The sequence below is a fragment of the Corallococcus exiguus genome (genome assembly GCF_009909105.1).
Classification (GTDB): domain Bacteria; phylum Myxococcota; class Myxococcia; order Myxococcales; family Myxococcaceae; genus Corallococcus; species Corallococcus exiguus.
In genome coordinates, this window is the sequence record NZ_JAAAPK010000009.1 from 222,945 (window position 1) to 243,254 (window position 20,310).

The 20,310-nt window shown below is 70.5% G+C and carries 17 protein-coding genes; 9 read left to right on the forward strand and 8 right to left on the reverse strand.

All coding sequences use genetic code 11. The features are described from left to right. Position 1: 1 nt before the first annotated feature. Positions 2 to 997, reverse strand: coding sequence for a 2Fe-2S iron-sulfur cluster-binding protein (locus tag GTZ93_RS29715; protein WP_161663151.1), 996 nt, complete (start codon positions 995 to 997; stop codon positions 2 to 4). 22 nt (positions 998 to 1,019) lie between these two features. Next, positions 1,020 to 1,385, reverse strand: a complete 366-nt coding sequence (locus tag GTZ93_RS29720; RefSeq protein WP_139916966.1) for a group I truncated hemoglobin — start codon at positions 1,383 to 1,385, stop codon at positions 1,020 to 1,022. A gap of 185 nt (positions 1,386 to 1,570) precedes the next feature. Between GTZ93_RS29720 and GTZ93_RS29725 the strand changes: the two genes are divergently transcribed. From GTZ93_RS29725 to GTZ93_RS29740, 4 genes are all read left to right on the forward strand, one after another. Then, positions 1,571 to 2,407 (forward strand): hypothetical protein, encoded by an 837-nt coding sequence (locus GTZ93_RS29725; RefSeq protein WP_139916967.1) that lies wholly within the window; start codon positions 1,571 to 1,573, stop codon positions 2,405 to 2,407. Between the two features lie 134 nt (positions 2,408 to 2,541). Next, complete coding sequence (locus tag GTZ93_RS29730) at positions 2,542 to 2,811, forward strand: GlsB/YeaQ/YmgE family stress response membrane protein (protein ID WP_120576996.1); 270 nt, start codon at positions 2,542 to 2,544, stop codon at positions 2,809 to 2,811. A 283-nt stretch (positions 2,812 to 3,094) separates the two neighbouring features. Continuing rightward, complete coding sequence (locus tag GTZ93_RS29735; RefSeq protein WP_139916969.1) at positions 3,095 to 4,126, forward strand: thaumatin family protein; 1,032 nt, start codon at positions 3,095 to 3,097, stop codon at positions 4,124 to 4,126. Between the two features lie 25 nt (positions 4,127 to 4,151). Then, positions 4,152 to 5,420, forward strand: a complete 1,269-nt coding sequence (locus GTZ93_RS29740; RefSeq protein WP_120576994.1) for a hypothetical protein — start codon at positions 4,152 to 4,154, stop codon at positions 5,418 to 5,420. 50 nt (positions 5,421 to 5,470) lie between these two features. Here GTZ93_RS29740 and GTZ93_RS29745 read toward each other — a convergent pair whose 3' ends face one another. From GTZ93_RS29745 to GTZ93_RS29760, 4 genes are all read right to left on the reverse strand, one after another. After that, on the reverse strand, positions 5,471 to 6,403 hold the full coding sequence (locus GTZ93_RS29745; protein ID WP_139916970.1) for a hypothetical protein: 933 nt from the start codon (positions 6,401 to 6,403) through the stop codon (positions 5,471 to 5,473). Between the two features lie 55 nt (positions 6,404 to 6,458). Then, on the reverse strand, positions 6,459 to 7,721 hold the full coding sequence (locus tag GTZ93_RS29750; RefSeq protein WP_254360881.1) for a sigma 54-interacting transcriptional regulator: 1,263 nt from the start codon (positions 7,719 to 7,721) through the stop codon (positions 6,459 to 6,461). Positions 7,722 to 7,856: 135 nt separating this feature from the next. Continuing rightward, positions 7,857 to 10,676, reverse strand: a complete 2,820-nt coding sequence (locus GTZ93_RS29755; protein ID WP_139916971.1) for a protein kinase domain-containing protein — start codon at positions 10,674 to 10,676, stop codon at positions 7,857 to 7,859. A 351-nt stretch (positions 10,677 to 11,027) separates the two neighbouring features. After that, positions 11,028 to 11,804 carry an RNA ligase family protein gene (locus GTZ93_RS29760; protein ID WP_139916972.1) on the reverse strand — a complete coding sequence of 259 codons (777 nt, stop codon included), beginning with the start codon at positions 11,802 to 11,804 and terminating at the stop codon, positions 11,028 to 11,030. Positions 11,805 to 11,906: 102 nt separating this feature from the next. Here GTZ93_RS29760 and GTZ93_RS29765 point away from each other — a divergent pair, with 102 nt between their 5' ends. Both GTZ93_RS29765 and GTZ93_RS29770 read left to right on the forward strand, forming a co-directional pair. Continuing rightward, positions 11,907 to 12,242: a hypothetical protein gene (locus GTZ93_RS29765; RefSeq protein WP_139916974.1), complete on the forward strand. Its 336-nt coding sequence runs from the start codon at positions 11,907 to 11,909 to the stop codon at positions 12,240 to 12,242. Between the two features lie 4 nt (positions 12,243 to 12,246). Next, positions 12,247 to 12,603, forward strand: a complete 357-nt coding sequence (locus GTZ93_RS29770) for a hypothetical protein (protein ID WP_139916975.1) — start codon at positions 12,247 to 12,249, stop codon at positions 12,601 to 12,603. A gap of 81 nt (positions 12,604 to 12,684) precedes the next feature. On the opposite strand, the gene GTZ93_RS29775 is transcribed toward GTZ93_RS29770, so the two are convergent. Next, positions 12,685 to 13,512: an ATP-grasp domain-containing protein gene (locus tag GTZ93_RS29775; protein ID WP_120576988.1), complete on the reverse strand. Its 828-nt coding sequence runs from the start codon at positions 13,510 to 13,512 to the stop codon at positions 12,685 to 12,687. A 155-nt stretch (positions 13,513 to 13,667) separates the two neighbouring features. Here GTZ93_RS29775 and GTZ93_RS29780 point away from each other — a divergent pair, with 155 nt between their 5' ends. Then, positions 13,668 to 15,971 carry a thioredoxin family protein gene (locus tag GTZ93_RS29780; protein WP_139916977.1) on the forward strand — a complete coding sequence of 768 codons (2,304 nt, stop codon included), beginning with the start codon at positions 13,668 to 13,670 and terminating at the stop codon, positions 15,969 to 15,971. Between the two features lie 2 nt (positions 15,972 to 15,973). Further along, positions 15,974 to 17,449 carry an FHA domain-containing protein gene (locus GTZ93_RS29785; RefSeq protein WP_139916979.1) on the forward strand — a complete coding sequence of 492 codons (1,476 nt, stop codon included), beginning with the start codon at positions 15,974 to 15,976 and terminating at the stop codon, positions 17,447 to 17,449. A gap of 5 nt (positions 17,450 to 17,454) precedes the next feature. On the opposite strand, the gene GTZ93_RS29790 is transcribed toward GTZ93_RS29785, so the two are convergent. Beyond that, on the reverse strand, positions 17,455 to 18,804 hold the full coding sequence (locus GTZ93_RS29790) for an MFS transporter (protein ID WP_167548477.1): 1,350 nt from the start codon (positions 18,802 to 18,804) through the stop codon (positions 17,455 to 17,457). A gap of 244 nt (positions 18,805 to 19,048) precedes the next feature. Here GTZ93_RS29790 and GTZ93_RS29795 point away from each other — a divergent pair, with 244 nt between their 5' ends. Then, positions 19,049 to 20,284 carry an acetyl-CoA C-acetyltransferase gene (locus GTZ93_RS29795; protein ID WP_139916980.1) on the forward strand — a complete coding sequence of 412 codons (1,236 nt, stop codon included), beginning with the start codon at positions 19,049 to 19,051 and terminating at the stop codon, positions 20,282 to 20,284. Positions 20,285 to 20,310: the final 26 nt, after the last annotated feature.

A 20,310-nucleotide genomic window follows, 5' to 3' on the forward strand; every position in this document is an offset into this window, starting at 1 on the left:
GTCAGGCGGCTCCGGCGACGGGCCCCGCTCGCGGCACGCTCGGCAGGAAGGCATCCGCGTGGATGTCCTTCAGCGAGAACCCCGCGAGAAAGAGCTTCTTGCGCAGGGATAGCACCGCTTCGGGGTTGCCGCAGAGGAACGCTCGCCAGCCCACCGGCCGCTTCGGGAGGCAGGTGAGGACCTTCGCCTCCAGGGCCCCCTCCTCCACCTCCCCACCTCCTCCCGCCAGCACGACGGGCCGGTAGTGAAGGTTCGGATGGCGCGCCGCCAGGGCCCTCAGCGCGTCCACCAGGTACAGCCCGGCCGGCTCCCTCGCCCCGTGGAACAGGTGGATGGGGCCGGTGTGGCCCGACTCCAGCGCGTCCCGCAGGATTCCATACAGCGGCGCGAGCCCCGTGCCCGTCCCCGCCAGCAGCAGCGGCGCCTCCGGCTGTCCGGGCACGTAGAAGCAATCCCCAGCCGGCCCCTGCACATCCACCCGGTCGCCATGTCGGACCTCGCGTGCGAACCAACCGCTCATGGCGCCCCCGGGCACGAGCCGCACGTGAAGCTCCAGCCGGCCCTCGCGAGGCAGGCTCGCCAGCGAGTAGCTGCGCGCGAGCCCGTCCGCGCGCACCACCGTGACGTACTGCCCCGCGCGATAGTCGAGTGGCGTCTCCACCTCCAGCCGCACCGCGAACACGTCCTCGCTGAACGACTCCAGCTCCACCACGCGCGCGGGGACGCGCAGCTCCGACGCCCCCGCCACCTCCAGCGCCGTTCCCTCCTGGGGCCGGCACGTGCACGCGAGGAAGTAGCCTCGCGCCCGCAGCGTGTCCTTGAGCCCCACCTGCGCGGCCTCGGGCACCGCGCCCGAGGTCGCTCGCATCAGGCAGGACTGGCAGGCCCCTGCCCGGCACCCATGCGGCACGCGCACGCCCTGGCGCAGCAGTCCGTCCAGCACCGTCTCTCCGGGCTCCAACGGGTACCACTCGGATTCATGCCGCACCTTCGCCATGACGTGCCTCCTGCAGGTTGCTTCAGCGGTTCAAGACGTCCGCACGCGCCCCTTCGGCGACGGCCATCACCTGGCCCACCAGGTCCGTGGGAACGCCCAGCTCCTCCAGCGTCTCCTTCAGGTGCCCGGCCACCGCGTCGAAGTGCGTCCCGTTCAGCCCGCGGTCCACCAGGTGCTTGTGTCCCGCGCGCATGTCCTTGCCCGAGTAGTTCGCGGGCCCGCCGGTCACCATCGTCAGAAACGCCTTCTGCTTCGCGGCCTGGCGCTCCATGTCCACGTCCTCGAAGAAGTGGCTGATGCGCTCGTCGGCCAGCACCTTCCGGTAGAAGACGTCGACCGCCGCCGCCATCGCCGGCTCTCCGCCAATCTTCTCGTACACGCTCGTCATGACTTCGCTCCCTTTCCGGGCCCACGCCCCGTAAAGATGCATTCAGAATGCTTCTTTAAACGGAACGCCGTCAATGCCCCCGGCATCGGGCTAACTTCTGGCGCCTGTGCCATCGCCTCATGCTCGCCGTCGTGTCTGTGTTCGTCCTGGCAGGCTGCGAAACGCCTGCCTGGCGAGTCAGGGCCGTGCCTCGCGAGGAAATCCAGTTGCCTCGCATCGAGCCGTCCGTGGTGTTGGAGTTGCCGCCGCGGGGCTCCGTGGTGCCGGCCACGCTGGGGGACGGCACGCCGCTGTGGGTGGTGCACCGGGAGGACGGCACCGTCTCCGTCTTCTCCGCCCTCATCCCCCGGACGAGCGATGCGGCCTCCGTGAGGCTCACCTATTGGATCCCCACGATGAGGCGCTTCATTGGCGCCTATGTCTGGGATGACCGTGGAACCGTGCTGGGCAACCAGGGTTGGGACGCGTGCACGGGTGAGTGTCCCTCCACCGACGACATGCCCGACTCGGCGCGCGACCTGGACGCGTTCCAGGTGGAGCGGCTCGAAGGCGAGCCCGCGCGCATCCGCGTGGGTGCGCCCATCGCCGGCGCATGGCGGCGGATGTCCCGAAGCCCGCTTCCATCCTGGTCCCAGGAACCGCGCGAGGGCATCACGCCTCTGCTGTCCCTGGGGCAGGCGCTGGCGCTCCCCGAAGGCACCATCGTCCACGTCAGGGGCACAGCGGTGCTCGCCAGCGCGTCGCCGCCGCGCGTCTGCGAGCGATTGGACCCGTGGTCCTGCTGCGCCGAGAGCAATCCCCGGCTCTACGACGTGGATGGCATTCCCCTGCGGAGCGTGGGCCTGGAGGTCTACAGCCACGGCTTCGCGCTGCTGCGGCGCTACCGGGATGGCTTCGTCCAATACGACGTGGGGGCGAAGCTCGACGCCCCGCATGCCGGAGGACACCTGGGCATCACGCCCCCTCCGGACCTGGCGGGATGGGACCCCACCCAGCCGCCCCGCGTCCCCATCTGCAAGTAGGCGGGAGGCTTCAAGTCTGGATTCCACCCGGGCGCCGCCTGCCTGCCTGCCCTGCCGTCGCCCTTGGGGGAGGGGCGAGCGCGGCCGGGAATCATGCCCATGTTTCGCCCATCACCTCGATGGGAGGAAGAGACATGGCGCTGGAAGCAATCCTGTTGTGGGCGGTAATCGGCCTCATCGCTGGATGGCTCGCGTCCGCGGTGGTGGGCGGTGGCTACGGCCTGATTGGCGATATCGTCGTGGGCGTGGTGGGCGCGTTCCTGGGAGGTTTCATCCTCCGGGCGCTCGGCACGGGAGCCCCATTTGGCGGCATCGCGGGCACCATCTTCGTGGCGTTCATCGGAGCAGTGGTGCTGCTGCTGATACTGCGGCTCATCCATTCGAGCACGGCCCGAAGGGTCTGATCCGCACGGCCTGAATCCGCGGCGACTTCTCGCGCGGGGCGCATTGCGTCCCGCGCGAGTCGTGCTTTCGGGCCTGATGACGCCAGACACCAGGGGCCTGACGGCAGTCATCAGGGCGGGGGCCTTCCTCTCCCGTGGCAGCGTCCGCCCCCTGAGGAGTTCCAAGGGTTTACCTCGTTGAGAAGCGTGTGGGGCGCATGGCACGCGCCGTGCTCTAGCCCCCCACATCGCTGAACCGGCCGGTGTCCGATGCCGGCCCATCCAATCTCCGAGGAACACCGCCATGGCGCTCTCCCCCCTGTCGAAGTCGTCCGTTTCCAGCTCCTCCTTCTCGCCCCGCACGTCCGCCACGGAGCTCTCCAGCCCGGTGGCGCGCCCCACGGCGGTGACGGCGGACGCGGTGCAGGCGAAGAGCGGCCCGGGTTCGCTCCAGGGGATGTTCCAGGCGGATGGCTTCGACGCGCCGTCGGGCGTGGGCAAGAAGGGCGCGCTCCAGGGCGGCAATCCCATGGAGCAGCTGGCCGAGATGGTCCAGATGCTGAAGCAGCTTGTGGAGATGCTCGGTGGAATGAACGGCGCCGGTGCGCAGCAGGGCGCCGGTGCGCAGCAGGGCGGCGTGCCGGACCTGGGTGGCGAGGGCGCGGGCTCCAGCGCGGCCCCTGCTCCTGCCGCGGCGCAGGCGGCCTCCGCGGCGCAGGGCGCTCCGGCCCCGGCGGCTCCCCAGAAGGACGCGGCCGTCGCCGGTCCCCAGTCCGTGGGCGACTCGAGCGCGGCGAAGGGCAAGAACACCATCACCCTCAACAACGACGGCAACAAGCCGATGACGGTGAACTTCACCCCCAACGCGGGCGAGAAGGCCGTCGACTCCGTCACGCTGAAGCCCGGTGAGAGCCGCACGGTGCAGTTCCCGGACAACTGGTCCGGCAACTTCCGCAGCGACAACGGCGACGGCAAGAACGCGACGCTCGGTGAAGTGAAGTTCGATGGCGGGTTCGGGAACACCTACTACGACGTCAGCTACATCGAGGGCCACAACACCTCGATGACCATCCAGCCGGACGGCGGCGGCCGCCTGTCGGGCACGATGGACAACCTGCTCTCCTCCGCGCCTGACTCCGTGAAGGCCAAGGGAGCGGACGGCTCCGCGTACGGCATCAAGAAGAGCACCACGTCCAACGTGCAGGATCCGGAGGTGGTAGACTTCTTCCGCAAGCACGTTGGCGCGGATCAGGGCTACGTCATCCCCACGGACGACGCGAGCACGCTGGGCAGCAAGAACAGCAACCTGGTTGTCCACCTGAAGGACCTGGCCTGATTCCCCTCACCCGAGGCCCCCATCCATGAGCGTCCGCCTTCCGTCTGGTCTTCCCCGCCCGGGCCTGCCCCTGCAGAGCCCCGCGCAGGAGAAGGAGGAGAAGGCGCAGTCCGGTGAAGGCAAGTCATCGGGCAAGGCCACGGGGAAGGGCGGCACCGGAAAGGGAGGCGTCGCCGTCAAGGGCGGCTCCGCGAAGGGCGCCTCCGCCAAGGGAGGCCTCGAGCAGAGCGGCCCCCAGGACGGCATGGACTTCGGCCGCTCGGGCGAGCCGGAGCGCAATGAAGGCGGCGGCGCCAGGGCGCCGCAGCAACAGGCAGGGATGGCGTCTGGCACCTCGCAGGGCGCCGCCAGCCTGGGCACCCTGGAGCAGCCCCCTGCCCTCGCGGCCCAGACCGCGCAGACGGCCCCGGCGCTCCCCCAGCCTCCGCCCATGGCGCAGCAGGTGCCAGTGGCGCCCCAGCTCGAGCGCCGGCCCGCCGCTTCCGAATCCTCCCGCGAGCGCACCGCCTCGGACGGCCAGTCGTCGGACGCCGCGAAGCAGGCGATGGAGGGCCGCGCGAAGCTGCGCATCGCCGTCCTCCACCGGCTCCACCGCGGCCTCACGGAGGTGGAGGGGAAGATGAGCGCCTTCCTCGCAAACCCCGGCCGCCAGGGCGTCGTCACCCTGCCGGTGGTGCTGAGCGTGAGCACCGTCACCTTCGAGTGGTGGAAGTCCGCGAACGCGGTCCCCGAGGACCGGGCCTACCTGGCCCAAGTCCTGGGCGAGCCCGGCACGGCGGATGACGCCACGCTCCTGGCCACGCTGCGCGCGGAGATTGGTCAGGCCTTCGCGGAGTTCCCGCGCACGCCGCAGGGCGTGGAGGCCCGGAAGCTGTACGACGCCGTCCTCCAGAAGTACGAGGCCGCCCGCATCCAGCCCATCATCGCGGGCCACGACAGCGGCCCCGTGGTGGAGGAGTGCGCGCGGCTGGGCCTGTCCTGCGAGATGGACTTCACCCGCTCCCTGCTCTTGTCGCCGTGGATGCTGGCCACCAGCCAGAGCCCGGAAGAGGGCAACGCGACGCAGGTGATGGTGGCGGGACTCACGCTGCCCCAGCTGGGCGCGCTGGTGGGCCACCTGCGCCAGCTCAACCCGCTGCTCAGCAATCCCCAGCTGCGCGCGCTGCTGCTGCGCGCCTCCACGGACAAGCGGCTGGCGCTGCGCAAGGTGATGGGCCTGCAGGAGGTGGAGCAGGTCCAGGAGCTGGCGCGCCAGCTGCTGCGGCTCCAGGCCGTGCAGCACCTCACCGTCTGAAGCCCGCGCGGCGGATGGATGCGAGTCCATCCGCCGTCAGTCTTTACGGCCTATGAGGACTCGCGGCCGAAGTTGGCCATGGCGCGGGAGCCGCCACCGTCCGTGTTGCCCAGCGCGACGGCCTTCTCGCCGCCCTCCTGCGCGGCCTGGGCCTCCGACATGCCCTGGGCGCTTTCGACGATCATCTGCCCGCCGCCCTGGTGCCGGTTCCAGCTGATGTCCACGGAGTCCGCGAGCCTCTGGGCGTCCACCGGAATCTTGGAGCCGGTGCTGGGGTCCTTGAGCAGGTAGCGGCCCTGGTCGTCCTTGCCCTCCACGGAGACCCAGTGCGCGCGGCCCGTCTCGCCCGGCTTCGTGGTGGGGTCCACCAGGCTGGAGTCCACCATCACCGCGCCCTTGGCGCCGCGCGCGAGCGCGTCATCCAGGGCCTTGGTGTCGAGCTTGGACGACGTCTGCGTCACCTTCGTGCCCTGGTTCGCCAGCATGTTGGACAGCTCATGCGGCGACGTGCCCTGGCCCTGCGTGAAGCGCGACTCCAGCGCGGACATCTTCTCCTTGTCCGACGCGGGCTGCGTCTTGCTGGTGCCAATGTCCTTGCCCAGCATCACCGCCACCGCGGCGCCGCAGTCATTCTGGTTGGCCTGCTTGACGACCTCGGGGTCCGTCCCCGCGGCCTCCCAGCCGCCAATCTCCGGAGCCTGGGGCGCGTTCGCGAGCGTCCCCTGGACGCCCACGTCCTGCGCGGAAGCGCCCGACACCGGCTGGAAGCGGTTCGCCCACGCCTGGTTGAGGGCCTGCACCGCCGCGAAGGCGTCCGTGGCCTGCTCCGTCTGCACGGGGGTGGGCGCGCCCTCCACCTGCGAGACGACCTTCTCCTCCGGCAACCCGACCTGCTGCGCGGTCTGCTGCGGCACGGCGGCGGGCTTCACCTCCGCCAGTTGCTGGAAGGTACGGAGGAGATTGGAGGAAAGATTCACGCTCACGGTCGTGCTCCGGGGGGGAGGGGGGATGTCATCCTACCTGTGATGCCGCCCCGTGTTAAGGCTCCCCGGATGGATCCAACCCGTGCTTGCGCAGGAGTTTCCGGAGGTAGACACGGTCGATATCAGCTTCGCGAGAAGCCCTGGAAATGTTGCCTTCGCAGCGCTCGATGAGGTTCTTCAGGTAGTCACGTTCGAACACTTCGATGAGGTGTTCTTTTGCTTCCTTGAAAGGCAGGTCCAGATCCGGACCCTTGCGGCCGTCCGCGCCCTGGGGCGCCTCCAGGTCCGGAAGGGCCTCCTCGCCCAGGTTGACGACCTGTTCCACCACGTTGCGCAGCTCGCGCACGTTGCCGGGCCAGGGGTACTGCATGAGCAGCGCGCGCGTCTGATCCGACAGCGCGCCCGGCTGCCGGCCCATCAGCTTGAGCATGTGGTCGATGAGGAGCGGGATGTCCTCCGGACGCTCACGCAGCGCGGGCAGCGTCACGCGCAGCACGGCGAGCCGGTGGAAGAGGTCGCGGCGGAACTTCCCCTGCTGGACGGCCTGCTCCAGGTTCACGTGCGAGGCGGCCACCACGCGCACGTTCACCGTGAAGTAGTCGTTGCCGCCCACGCGCTTCACCTGCCGGCGCTCCAGCACGCGCAACAGGCGCGGCTGCAGGTCCAGGGGCAGCTCGCCAATCTCATCCAGGAAGACGGTGCCGTTCTGCGCGCGCTCGAAGGCACCGGCGCGGTCGCCCTGGGCGCCGGTGAAGGAGCCCTTCACGTGGCCGAAGAGCTCGGACTCGATGAGGGTGGAGGGCACGCCCGCCAGGTCCACGATGACGAAGGGGCCCTTGGCGCGCGGGCTCAGCTGGTGGATGGCCTCCGCGCACAGGTCCTTGCCCGTGCCCGTCTCGCCGTGGATGAGCACGTCCGCGCCGCCGGGCGCCAGGCGCTCCAGCACGGTGAAGGCCTCGCGCATCTTGCGGCTTGTGCCCACGAGCGCGCCGAAGCGGTCCCGCGAGGACAGGGGCAGTGAGCGCTCGCGCGTGTCCTCCGGCACCAGCTTCAGCTCGGTGGTGCCCAGGGTGATGACGCTGCCGGGGCGCAGCTCCATGGCGGTGAAGCGCAGGCCCTCCACGAACGAGCCGTTGTGCGAGCCCAGGTCCGTGGCGACGACGTGCTCGGCGTGCACCTCCAGCTTCAGGTGCTGGCGGGAGACGGCCTTGTCGGTGAGGACGATGTCACACGTGGGGGCCTTTCCCACTGTGTACGTCCCCTGTTTGAGCGGGTGGGCCTTGCCGGCTTCCGCGCCGGAAAGCACCCGGAGCACCATCCGCACCTGTCCCGCCCGGCCCCGCTGCAGGGTGGCCGTGGCATCCAGGAGCTCCTCGTCCTCGTCTGGGGGCAGCGACACGGCGGGGGACGGTAGCACGCCCCGCCACGGTCGCCAGCAGCCGTGCGTGACGTCCTACCTGCGCCGGCCGCGAGAAGGCTTGCGGGCAGGTGGACGCGGGGAGTCCTTGGGCAGGGTCTCCAGCCACGAGTCCACCTCGCCCACGCGCTCGTCCATCCCGGACTCGCTGAAGCGCTCGCGGGCGCGGGTGGCCTCGCCCCGGGCCTCCGCCAGCGCCTCCGGAGACTGGCCCGTCTGGTACAGCGCCCGCGCCAGCGCGAAGCCGGACTCCGCCAGCGCATCCGGGGGCGCGGACGCGAAGGACACCGCCAGCTGGAGCGGCGCCACGGAGTCTCGCGCCCGGCCCAGGCCCAGCAGCGCCTGGCCCACGCCGTCGTAGGACGGCTGGAGTCCCTCGTCGCCCTCGGGCAGCTGCTCGCGCTTGAGGGCCACGGCCTGCTCGTAGGTCTTCAGCGCGTCGTCGTAGCGCTTCATCCCCAGCTGGCACATGCCCAGCTCGTCCAGCGCCTCCGCCACCTGCGCGCTCTTCTCGCCGTGCAGGGTCTTGTAGAGGTCCACCACCGCCTGGGCATGCGGCAGGGCGCGCTCGGGCTGGCTGGCGCCTCGCAGGGCCAGGGACACCAGGCCGTGCCGGTTGGCCATGTCTGGATGCACCGGGCCCACCGCCGCCTGGGTCTTCGCGAGCGACGCCTCCAGGAGCGGCACCGCCCCCTTCGCGTCGCCGGTGCCCAGCACCAGCCGGCCCAGGAGGAAGAGCGCCCGCGCGCGCTTGGGGTGCTCGGGTGGCAGCGCCTTGTCGTAGAGGGCGCTCGCCTCCGTCAGCCGCTTGCGGGCCTCCTCCATGTGGCCCTGGGACATGGCGAGGTTGGCCTGGTTCACCTTCACGTCTGCTTCCAGCGCGGGCTCACCGCCCAGCCGCTGGAGGGTGGCCTCCGCCAGCTCGCCCCAGTTCGCCGCCGGGTCGTAGTGCTTCTGGCCGTCCTCCACGTAGAGGAGCTTGTTGAGGATGGCGACCTTCAGCCGGTCCGCCCGGCCCGCCTCCGCGTCGAACACGGCGCGCGACAGCAGGCGGGACGCTTCCGGCGACTGGCCCGTCTGCTCCTGGAGCCAGCCCAGGTGGAAGCGCATCTCCGCCTTCAGCGGCAGGTAGCCCGTCTTCTCCACCGGCGCCTCCAGCGCCTTCACCGCCGTGAGCGCCGCCGGGTAGCGGCCCGCGTCCACCTGCGCGCGCACCTCCGCCAGCTGATCCTCCAGCGCTTCAATGGTGCCGCGCAGGGCGGGGTCGGAGGGGCGGCGCTGCTGCTCAGCCAGTCCCTCCACGTCCTCGCACTCATGCAGCGCGGGCAGCGCATGCACCATGTCCACGGACTTCACCACCATGGCGGCGTCCGCGCTCGCGAGCAGGTCCACCGTGGCGCGCAGGTCCTTGCGGCGGCGCTCCAGGCACACCACCTGCCGGTCCAGTTGCTCCTCCGGCTTCACGCCGCTCACGCGCGCGTCCTCGCACGCCTGGACGCGCTGGTGCTTCCACGCGTCCGCGTACTGCCCCAGCACCTGCACGGCGCGGACGGCCATGCCTTCCGCGAAGGGCTTCCCGGTGGCGCGGAAGGCGGACTCCAGCTTCGCCTTCGCGTCCGGCGTCCACACGCTGTCCATCAGCGCGCCCGCGTCCACGCACACCTGGGACTGCTGCCATGCCACGCCGCCCGCCACCGCGAGCGCGGTGGTCATGGCGCCCGCCGCTCCCAGCCAGCGCTTGCGCTGCCCGAGGCGCTGCTCCTGGGAGAGCGCGTCCAGCAGGGCCTGCATGGACGGGAAGCGCGCGTCCACGTCCAGCGCCAGCCCGCGCAGCACCGCCTGCCGCACCCAACCGGGCACCTTCGCGTCGCGCGGGGGCTCGCGGATGAGCACGGGCGGCGGCGCGATGACGGGGATCGCCTTCGCGGGCGCGGCGTTCAGCGACTGCGTGCCGCCCAGGGACTGCGTGCCGGTGGCCTCCTCCAACTCCGCGCTCCGGCTGGCGGACGCGTAGGCCTTGATGCTGCCCGGGTCGAAGGGGCGCGTGCCGTAGAGCGCGCCGTAGAGCGCCGCGCAGAAGCTGAACTGATCCGTGCGCGCGTCCAGCTGCGTGCCCCGGAACTGCTCCGGGGACATGTAGTTGGGCGTGCCCACCAGCAGGCCCGCTTCGGTGAGCGTGGTGTCCAGCATGCGCCGGTCCGAGGACTCCAGGACCTGCGCCTCCTCCGGTGAAACCGGGGCGTCCGGCCCGTCGCCCACCTGCCGCGCCAGGCCGAAGTCCGTCACGTAGACGCGGCCCGCGTGGCTCACCAGCACGTTGGCGGGCTTGAAGTCGCGGTGCACCAGCCCCGCCGAGTGCGCGGCCTGCAGTCCCCTGCCCGCCTGGAGGTAGCGCTCCAGCACTTCCCGCCAGGAAGGCTTCGCCTCCTTCAGCCACGAGCCCAGCGTGCCGCCTTCCACCAGCTCCATGGCGACGAAGACCTGGTCGCCCCACATGCCCACGTCGAAGACGGGGATGACGTTGGGATGGGAGACGCGCGCCATGGCCTGCGCTTCGCGCAAGAGCCGGGACCGCGCCTCCTCGTTGTCGTGGTTGGCGTTCGGATGCAGCAGCTTCAGGGCAATCTTGCGGTCCAGGTCCGGGTCATAGGCGGCGTACACCACGCCCATGCCGCCCTGCCCCAGCTTGCGCAGCAGCAGGTAGCGGCCCACCTGGGGAACGGGCGGGACGTCCTCCGCGCGGCGCGGACGAGGACCCGTTCCATATCCCGAGCCCCGGCCCGTCCCCGCGCCCGAGCGCACGGAGTCCGAGTTGCCGGTGCCTGTGTTTCGCCTTCCGGTTTCTCTCTTCGTCATGGGCCGTGACCTGATTCGCGAGTCTACCGCCGGCCCTCGCCCGCTCCGAACATCCTTCCGCGACGCGTCAGCCCCGCCCGCCTGCCTGGTGACGGCCGTCATCAGGCCCAGGACCGCAGTCACCAGGGGCAGCCCTCAGCGTGGGACACAAACCCCTGGAATCAGGGAGGGCTCGGCAGGCCGGAGGCTGGCACGCCAGACGCAATGGGTACGGACATCGCGGGAAACTTCGGGGTGCGGTTGGACCTCATCCGCAACAGGCCACACGAATATCGCCGAGCCGCATCGCAACTGAATGCGTGGCTCGGATGGAGGCGGCGGTGAACGGAGACACCGCCGCCTTCTTGCTTTTCAGCGCTTCGCACGCAGCGTGCGCTCGTAGTCCTCGTAACGCAGCTTCGCGATGGTGCGCCGGTCGCGGGTGCGGACGACGATTCCCTCCGGATGCTGCCCTGCCCCTGCATCCAACGCGCACCGGGTCGCGGGCGCGTGCGAGCGCAGCCAGGCGAACGCTCCCTCCAGGTCCTTCGGCATCGCGGCGCCGTCCTCTTCGAGGATGCGCGGCGTGGTCTCCAGGCTGTGCTCGCGGGTGAAGGCCATGAGCGCGTCCTCGGTCACGAAGGGCTGGCCTCCGGATTCGCGCCAGCCGGAGAGCTGCTCCGCGGACCAGGTGAGCGGCGTCTCGTAGTCGGTGAGACGAACCACGTCGAAGACGCGGTAGCCCACGCGCTTCTCGCCCGTGTACTGCTTGCTGTGGGCGGTGACGTTGCCGCCGTACACCTCGCCGAAGACGACGGTGATGCCGCCCGCGTCGAGCCGCTTCCCGCGCAGGGCGTCCGCCACCGGGCGCAGGTGCTCCACGATGCCCAGGGCCGGGTTCCCGATGAGGTCACCGCTCGCGTAGAGCAGCTCCTCGCGGCTGCCGAGCAGGTACGTGCCGTCCGGCAGGAACACGATGCGCGCGTTGGTGCCGTCCACCTTCTCCGTGCCGACCACGGGCCCGTCGAACGCGATGGCGGGTTCGGCCAGCCGGCCCTTGTCTCCCAGCGTGTGGTACGTCGGAATGGACGGGTACTTCGTCAGCGAGTTGAGCGTGCGCAGGTTGGCGGTGCGGACGGAGAAGGTCATGGCGCGGCCTCGGGGTGTGAGGGGCGACGGTAGCAAAAGCCCCGGTCAGGCTCGCGGGACGCGGCCGTCCGCCGGGGCCTGACACACGGAAGGTTCGGACGCATGGGCATGTACGGAGAGGTCCTGGGCATCGGTCCGTTCCGCCGCGAGCTGGTGCCCTTCCTCCAGCAGCCGGAAGCGTGGCATCGGAACACCCGCGACGGGGCCATCATCGTCGTCTCCGTGTTCCTGGCGCCGGAGGGCAGCTCGCGCAGCCGGAAGCTGGCGGGATGCATGGGAGCGGAGGCGTGGGACTTCAACACCCACGCGCTCGACCCATGGCGTGTGGACGTGGAGGCGGTGCGGCGGTTCCTGTACCCCGGCGAGGAGCACCGGCTGGAGTGCTTCCTGCGCCTGCGGGACGCGGGTTTCGAGTTCTTCTTCCAACCGAACGGCTAGCCCCATGCCGGAGCTCTCTCCCATCGTCGCGGGCGTCATCGCCATCGGGCCCTTCCGTCAGAGCCTGGTGCCCTTCCTCGAATACTCCGCGCGCGCCTACGAGCACACGCGTGAGGGCGCGCGGATCATCGTGACGCTCCTGCACGACTCCCACGACCCGGTGATGCTCCGGGACGTGGGCGAGTGCCTGGGATTGGACCCCTGGGACTTCAACACGCACGTCATCGACTTCGCGAAGATCGACCTACAGTGCCTGGGCATCGTCTGGGAGGACGACGGACTGCCGGAGCGCATGACCGCGCTGAAGGACGCGGGGTTCCAGTTCTACTTCCGCATGCAGCACTGGAAGTTCGCGGCCTGAGACTCATTTCACCGTGACCACGCGCGTGTCGCTGTTCTTCACGCCCTTCCAGTCCGTCGTGGCGGCGTCGCTGCGCTCCCCTCAGCGCTGGCGCATCCGGACACGCAGACACTCCGCGACGTCCTCCCGCAGCTCCTCCGGGAAGCCGGACAGGCCTGGCGTGTCATTGCATTCCAGCAGCGTGTAGGCGCCGTCCTTCGCCTGGAGGAAGTCCAGGCCCAGCACGTCCGCGCCCAGATGCCGCATGGCCCGGCGCGTGTGCTCCGCGAGCTCCGGCGGCGGGTCGATGACCTGGTACTTGCGCGTGTCGACATTGGCCTTCCAACCCGCGCTCGCCCGCGTCATCGCCCACATGCGCTCGCCCACCGCGAGGCAGCGGACGTCGCGCTCGTAGTCAATGAAGGGCTCGACGACCGCGTAGTCGTCCGCGGCGAAGAGGAGGTCCGCGATCTCCGGCCACGCCCCAGCGTCGCGCACCAGCGCCTTGCCCAGCCCCGCGTGGTGATTGCCAACCTTGACGACGAACGGCACGGGCCGCTCCAGCCGGCGCAGCATGTCGTCGCCGAGCGCGGCGTCGAACGGAATGACCGGCAGCCCCGCCTCACGCATCTCCGCCAGCATCGACAACCGGTCGTGACAGCGCGCCAGCACGGACGCCGGGTTGGAGCAGGGCACACCGCTCAGGCGGATGAGCTCCAGCGTCGCACGGTGCCTGGGGTCCGGGCGGATGGCGCCCACGCGCCAGAGCACGCCGTCCAGCCGTGTCGCGGACTCGCGGTTGACGCACCAGAGGTCGCCACCGCGCAGGACCCAGGAACACTCCTGAAGCCTGCGGAAGACGACCTCGTATTCCGGGAAGTAGCGCTGCCAGTACTGTTCACCGTTGATGACCACGAGGGTGGGCCGCATCCGGTCATCGTTCCATGTCCCGCCCCCTGCTGCTCGCGGACGCACCCTCCGTGCCCGTCCGGGCTGGACGGAAGCCGGACTCCCCGTGACGCGCCGGTTGACGCGCGCCCCCGGCGCCCCTCTTATCTGCCTCTCCCCTTGAGCAGGAGTTCCCGTTGGCAGGCGTACCGGTCGAATTGACCCCGGAGGATTTCGAAGCAGTCACCCAGAAGCCCGGCATGTGCGTCGTGGACTTCTGGGCGCCGTGGTGTGAACCCTGCCATGAGTTCGCTCCGGTCTTCTCCGAGGCCGCCGCGCGGTTCCCGGACATCACCTTCGCCCGGCTCGATGCGGAGGCCCACGAAGCCGTGGCCGAGCCGCTGGGCATCGACGCGTACCCCACCATCGTCGCGTTCAAGGACGGCCTGGAAGTCCGCCGCGTCTCCGAGGCGCTGTCCCCCGAGGCGCTGGACCGGCTGCTGGTCGCGCTGCGAGCCGTGGACGTCTCCGAGGAGGAGCGCCGCAAGACGAACCGCGAGCGGACCGAGGCGGGCGAGCTCCCCACCGGAGTCCCCGAAGGCGCCATCTGGGACGACGGTGACGAGGAGTGGTCCTTCGGCCCGAAGGACGCCAAGGGCCGGCCGCACGGCACGTGGCGGTACTGGCGCGCCGACGGCACCCTCTGCAACGAATGCATCATGGTGCAGGGCAATCCGCACGGCCCATTCAGGCGATTCCACGAGGACGGCGCGGTGTCCCAGGAGGGCGCCTTCGAGCAGGGCCAGCTCCACGGCCCCCGCACCTGGATTGCCTCCGACGGCTTCACCTCCGAGCGCATGCACGAAGGCGGCGTGAGCGAGCGCGTGCGCAAGACGGTGATGCACTACGACCGCGGCACCGTGCGGCAGGTGGAGCACTTCAACGGCGACGGCCAGCGCGTGGTGCCCTCCACCGGCGAGCCCTACCCCACCCGTCCGGCCCACCTGCCCGAGGACGCGGAGCTGCGCGAGGACTTGAACCAGTGGGCCAAGGTCACGCTCAACGCGGACCGCGAGCGCCACGGCCTCACCCGCTTCTGGGACGCGCAGGGACAGCTGCTCTGGGAGGCCGAGTTCGACAACGGACGGCGGCACGGGCGCTACTGGTCGCGCGCGGAGGACACCTACGCGGACTTCCGCGTCCACTTCGAGGAGGGCCGGGCGGAGGGCGACTTCGCGTGCGGCGAGTGGGCCCTGATGGACGCGCAGCGGGCGGTGGTGCTCAAGCGAGACCTGGGCCTGGCCATGGATGAGCAGACGCTGGCGCGCTCGCCGGTGTTCTCCAACCTCCCCCGGAGCGCGGAAGGTTGGCGCGAGCTAGCGAAGGAGGCCCGCGCGGACCGGCGCTACCGTGAGGCCCTGCTGGCCACGGCACGTGCGTGCGCCACGTCGCTGGACGTCCAGCCGCTGAAGCAAGGCCTGGAGGAGCTGACGCTGCCTCGCACACAGGACTCGGCTCGACAGGTCGCGGACAGCGTGGTGGGAAATGCGGGACAGGCGTGGGCCCCCATGGCGGACGCGCTCATGCGCGGCGGTGAGGCGGCCACGCTGCTGCGGGGCTACGCGGTGCTGCTGGACCAGACGGACCGGCCTCGCGCGGCGCTGGACTTCCTGCACGCGGCGATGCTGCTCGCGCCGGAGCGCAAGGCGTACCTGTTCACGCGCGGCCTCATCCTGTTGAACCTGGGCGTGGCGGATCAGGTGCAGAAGGACGCGGAGGGACTCGCGGAAGCGGAGCCGGACACCGCCCGGTTCCTGGCCACGTACGCGCGGGCGTTGTTCCCCCGGTTCGACTTCTGGGCGGGACAGGAGCCTCCGAGCTGCACCTACGACGGCCTGCCGGAGAAGCCCGCCCAGTCCCTGGAGGCCATCCAGCAGCTGGTGCGCAAGTACGCCACGCGGCTCCAGGCGATTCGCGGCGCGCTGCTCCAGCGGTACAAGCCCGGCGCGGCGGTGTCCTGGCTACCGCCGGACCTGTCGGGCCTGCTGGGTAATGGGCCCGTGGAACTGAAGCAGGAAGAGATGGAGTTGGGCGAGGACGAGCAGGTGGAGATCGACGAGACGCTCAACCTGGAGATGGGGTTCGCGGACCTGACGCTGATGCTGCGCGGGGACTGGAGCGCGCTGTCGTGGCTGCTGTGGTCGTGCGGCGAGACGACGTTCAAGATGCCCACGCGCATCGCGCCGCCGGCGGGTTACGGACAGGCCGCGGGACAGGCCTCGCAGCGACTGTGGCAGAGCCGGGACCGCAAGTTCCGGGGCAATTCCAGCGCGACGAAGCCCGGCCAGGGATTCCTCTTCGAAGGCGTGGCGCTGGGCGACCTGCACCCGAACCTGGTGTCCATCGCGGAGCGGCAGTACGCGGAGACGCAAGCGATGTTCTATTGGCTCAATGACCCGGACAATGTCTCTCCGTGGCAGAGCAATCTGAGGGGCAGCTAGGCATGAATCGGATTCGTGAAACCATCGAGGTCGCGGAGCCCCTGTGGCGGGCGCTGGAGCAGATGAGCCACGACCTGGGCGTGGACCGGAATGCCCTGGTCGCGCAGGCGCTGTTCATGCTCGCGAGACAGAACGGGTACGTGGCGCCCACGCCCGTGGCGCTCGGGGCGACGGACGCGGGTGAGCCCGTGCGGGCTCCGGCGGCCCGTGCCCCTGAGCCCGTGGTGCGTGTGGCGGAGCGCCCCGTGGCTGTTGCTGTCCCCGCGGCTGCCGTCGTCCCAGCAGCTGTTGCTGTCCCTGCGGCTGCCGTCGTCCCCGCGAAGGAGAACGTGGCCGCCGCTCCTGCCGCGGCAGCGGTGTCCGAACCCGTGAAGGCACAGTCCTCCGTGGACGAGGCCGCTCACGCGCGGGCGCGCATGCAGGAGGTCCTCGCGGCGGTGGATGCGGTCTCGCAGCCCCGAGACGTGCCGGTGGCGTCCGACGAGGAGGAGGAGGCGGACGAGGAGGAAGAATCCGACTCCGATGAGGACTCAGACGACGAGGAGTCCGACGACGAAGCGGCTGACGAATCCTCGGACGACGAGGAGTCCGACGACGAAGCGGCTGACGAATCCTCGGACGACGAGGAGTCCGACGACGAATCTTCGGACGACGAGGAGTCCGAGGAAGAGGACTCGGACGACGAGGAGTCTGACGACAACGCGGCTGACGAATCCTCGGACGACGAGAGCGCATCCGAGGCGGCGGCCGCCGCGGGCTCGGACGACGATGACGAGTCGCAGTCCTCCGAGGAGGACGACGCATCCGCGGCCGACATCGCAGCGGCGATCGGCTCCGAGGAACGCCCCGGCGCCGACGAGGACGACGACTCCGAGCCCGAAGAGGCCAAGACGGGAGAGGAGGCCACGGGCTCCGAGAAAGACGACGCGGACGATGAGGCCGCCGCACAAGCAGCCGCATCCGGCGAAGATGCCGAGCAGGCCGCCGCGCCCGCCGAGGACGAAGAGCAGGACTCGGGCTCCAACGAATCCGAGGAGCAGGACCTGCCCTTCGTGGCGCCTCCGGCCGCGAAGGCCCCCGCCGCCCGCAAGCAGGGCCGTGTGCTCCGTCCCTCCGAGCCCGAGGACGCCGCGCCCCCGGAGTCCAACCGGGGCCGCAAGCCCGCCGCACGGGCCCCCGCGCGCATGGACCTGTTCGTGCGGCTGAGCCCGGATGGTCCCGCCACGCGGGTGGACGTGGAGCGCTTCACGCTGGGACGCGGCCCGCAGTGCAGCCTCGTCGTGAAGTCCGGCAGGGTCTCCCGAGAGCACGCCATCGTCGTGCGCGATGGCGCTGACTACTTCATCGAGGACCTGGGCTCGTCCAACGGGACCTGGATCAACCACCAGCGCATCAAGCGCCAGAAGATCGCGGACGGGGACACCTTCAACCTGGGGACCGAAGCCGTGTACTTCTCCCTCCAGCCTTCCGAGGACTGACGCGCTCAGGCCTCCCGCGAAGGATTGCGGATGCCCAGGGCGGAGGTGACTCCGCCCAGCACCAGCAGCACGGCGGAGACGAGCATCGCCCGGTGGAAGCCCGCGACGTCCAGTCGCGGGCCCACGATGAGCCCCGCGAACGCGATGGCGATGAGCCCCGCGACCCGGGCGATGGCGTTGTTGATGGCCGAGCCGATGCCCGCCTGCGCCTTGTGCACGGACCCGAGCACCGCCGCCGTCAACGGCGCCACCGTCGTCGTCAGCCCCAGCCCGAACACCAGCACGCCCGGCAGCATCTGCGTCCAGAAGTCCAGCGGCGTGCCGACGCGAAGCATGAGCAGGAACCCGGCGCCCGCGACACACGGGCCCACCGCCATGAACAGGCGCGGCCCGAACCGGCCCGCGAGCCCACCGAACGTCGACGACAGCAGCAACATGATGATCGTCGTCGGCAGCAGCACCAGCCCCGCCATCGTCGCGCGAAAGCCTCCCACCTGCTGGAGGAACAGCGTGATGAGGAACTGGCTCAGCGCCAGCGCTCCGTAGATGAACGTCGTGGCCAGGTTGCCCACCCAGAAGTTCCGCACTCGGAAGAGGCCCAGGGGCATCATCGGGTGTGGCGACCGCCGCTCCTGCCAGAGGAACGCGATGAACGCCGGCACGCCCACGCCCAACGACGCCAGCACCGTGGGATGCGCCCAGCCCACCGTCCCCTGCTCAATCAGCGCGTAGACGGGACCGCCCAATCCCACGCACGCGAGCACGGCCCCCAACACGTCGATGCGCGCGCCTTCCGGGCGGGTGGGCTCCTCCATGCGCGCGAGCAGCGCCAGCGTCAGCCCGATGGGCAGCACGTTGATGGCGAAGATCCAACGCCAGCCCACCGTGTCCACCAGCAGTCCGCCGACCAGCGGCCCCGCGATGAACGCCCCGCCCGTCCAGCCGGTCCACGCACCAATGGCCTTCGCCTGTTCGGGGCCGGAGAAGAAGGACAGGATGAGCGCCAGCGAGCCCGGCACCAGGAGCGCGCCCGTGGCCCCCTGCAACGCACGCGCGAGGATGAGCACCGCGCCCGTCGGAGCCACCGCGCACAGGAGCGATGTGGCCCCGAAGCCCAACAGCCCCAACCGCAGGATGCGCTTGCGCCCAAACACATCCGACAGTGAGCCCGCGGCCAGCATCAGCGAGCCCAGCGTGATGAGGTAGGCATCCACCACCCACTGCTGGAGGCTGAGCCCACCGCCCAGGTCCCGCACCATCGCGGGCAGCGCGACGTTGATGATCGCCCCGTCCAGGAACGTGACGAGCGAGGCGAGCACGGCGATTCCCAGGACCAGCCGCTGTGGAGGCGTCAAGGTATCCGCCGACTCCCCAAGGTGTGCCGCACGCGCCCGGGGAGGTCGGGACGCTCATGGCCTTGTAGCGAGCCTCCTGCCGCGCTGTCTGCCCCGGTCGCCGTGGACTTCCAGCTCATCAACACTGTCGCCCCTGGCGTCCAGGGCTCCAGAAGTTGCACGCCCCCCGTGGGCTCCCACCCCAGGTCGCCTTGACTTACAAATTACGCCGATAATATTACATTCAAAATCAAAGGAGCCGCACATGACCGCCAGCTACATCATCGACGCCGTCCGGACCCCGCGTGGGCGCGGGAAGATGGGCAAGGGGGCCCTGACCGGACTGCATCCGCAGGAGCTGCTCGCCCAGACGCTCAACGCGCTCCAGCGGCGCAGCGGCTGGGATGCTCGGGAGGTGGGCGACGTCATCGCGGGGTGCGTGTCGCAGGTGAATGAGCAGGGCGCGAACATCGCTCGCAACGCAGTGCTCGCGGCGGGGTGGCCGCAGGAGGTGTCCGCCGTGTCGCTCAACCGCTTCTGCGGCTCCGGGCTCCAGGCGGTGAACTTCGGCGCCATGGGTGTCGCCTCCGGCGCCATGGACTTCGTGGTGACGGGCGGCGTGGAGAGCATGTCGCACCTGTCGCTGGGCGCGGACGGCGGCGGCCAGGACGGCGGCAACGTGCGACTGCGCGAGCGCGTCTACCAGGTGCCCCAGGGCATCAGCGCGGACCTCATCGCGACGCTGGAGGGCATCACCCGCGAGGACGTGGACGCGTGGGCCCTGCGCTCGCAGCGACAGGCGGCCCGCGCCATCGAGGAGAACCGCTTCGCCAAGGCCCTCTTCGCCGTGAAGGACCCGGCCACCGGCGCCGTGCTGCTGGAGCGCGACGAGTACCCTCGCCCGGACACCACCGCGCAGGGCCTGGCCGCGCTCAAGCCCGCGTTCGTCGCCATGGGTGGGACGGCCGTGGGCCCGAACGGCGAGACGCTGGATGGCATCGCGCTTGCCGCGTATCCGCAGGCGAAGCGCATCCAGCACGTGCACACCGCGGGCAACTCCAGCGGCATCGTGGACGGGGCCGCCGTGGTGGCGTTGGCGTCCGAGCGCTACGTGAAGGAGAAGGGGCTCAAGCCCCGCGCCCGCATCCGCGCCATGGCGACGCTGGGCACCGAGCCGCTCCTCATGCTCACCGCCCCCGCGCCCGTGAGCGAGAAGGCCCTGCGCATGGCCGGGATGAAGGCCGGTGACATCGACCTGTGGGAGATCAACGAGGCCTTCGCCGCCGTGGTCCTCCAGACGACGCGCGCGCTGGGCATCGACCCGGACCGGGTGAACGTCAACGGCGGCTCCATCGCGCTGGGCCACCCGCTGGGCGCCACGGGCGCGATGCTCCTGGGCACCGCCCTGGATGAGCTGGAGCGAACGGGCAAGCAGACGGCGCTCATCACCATGTGCATCGGTGGCGGCCAGGGCATCGCCACCATCATCGAGCGCATCTAGCGCCTGGCGTCCGGCAGGCGGCCGCC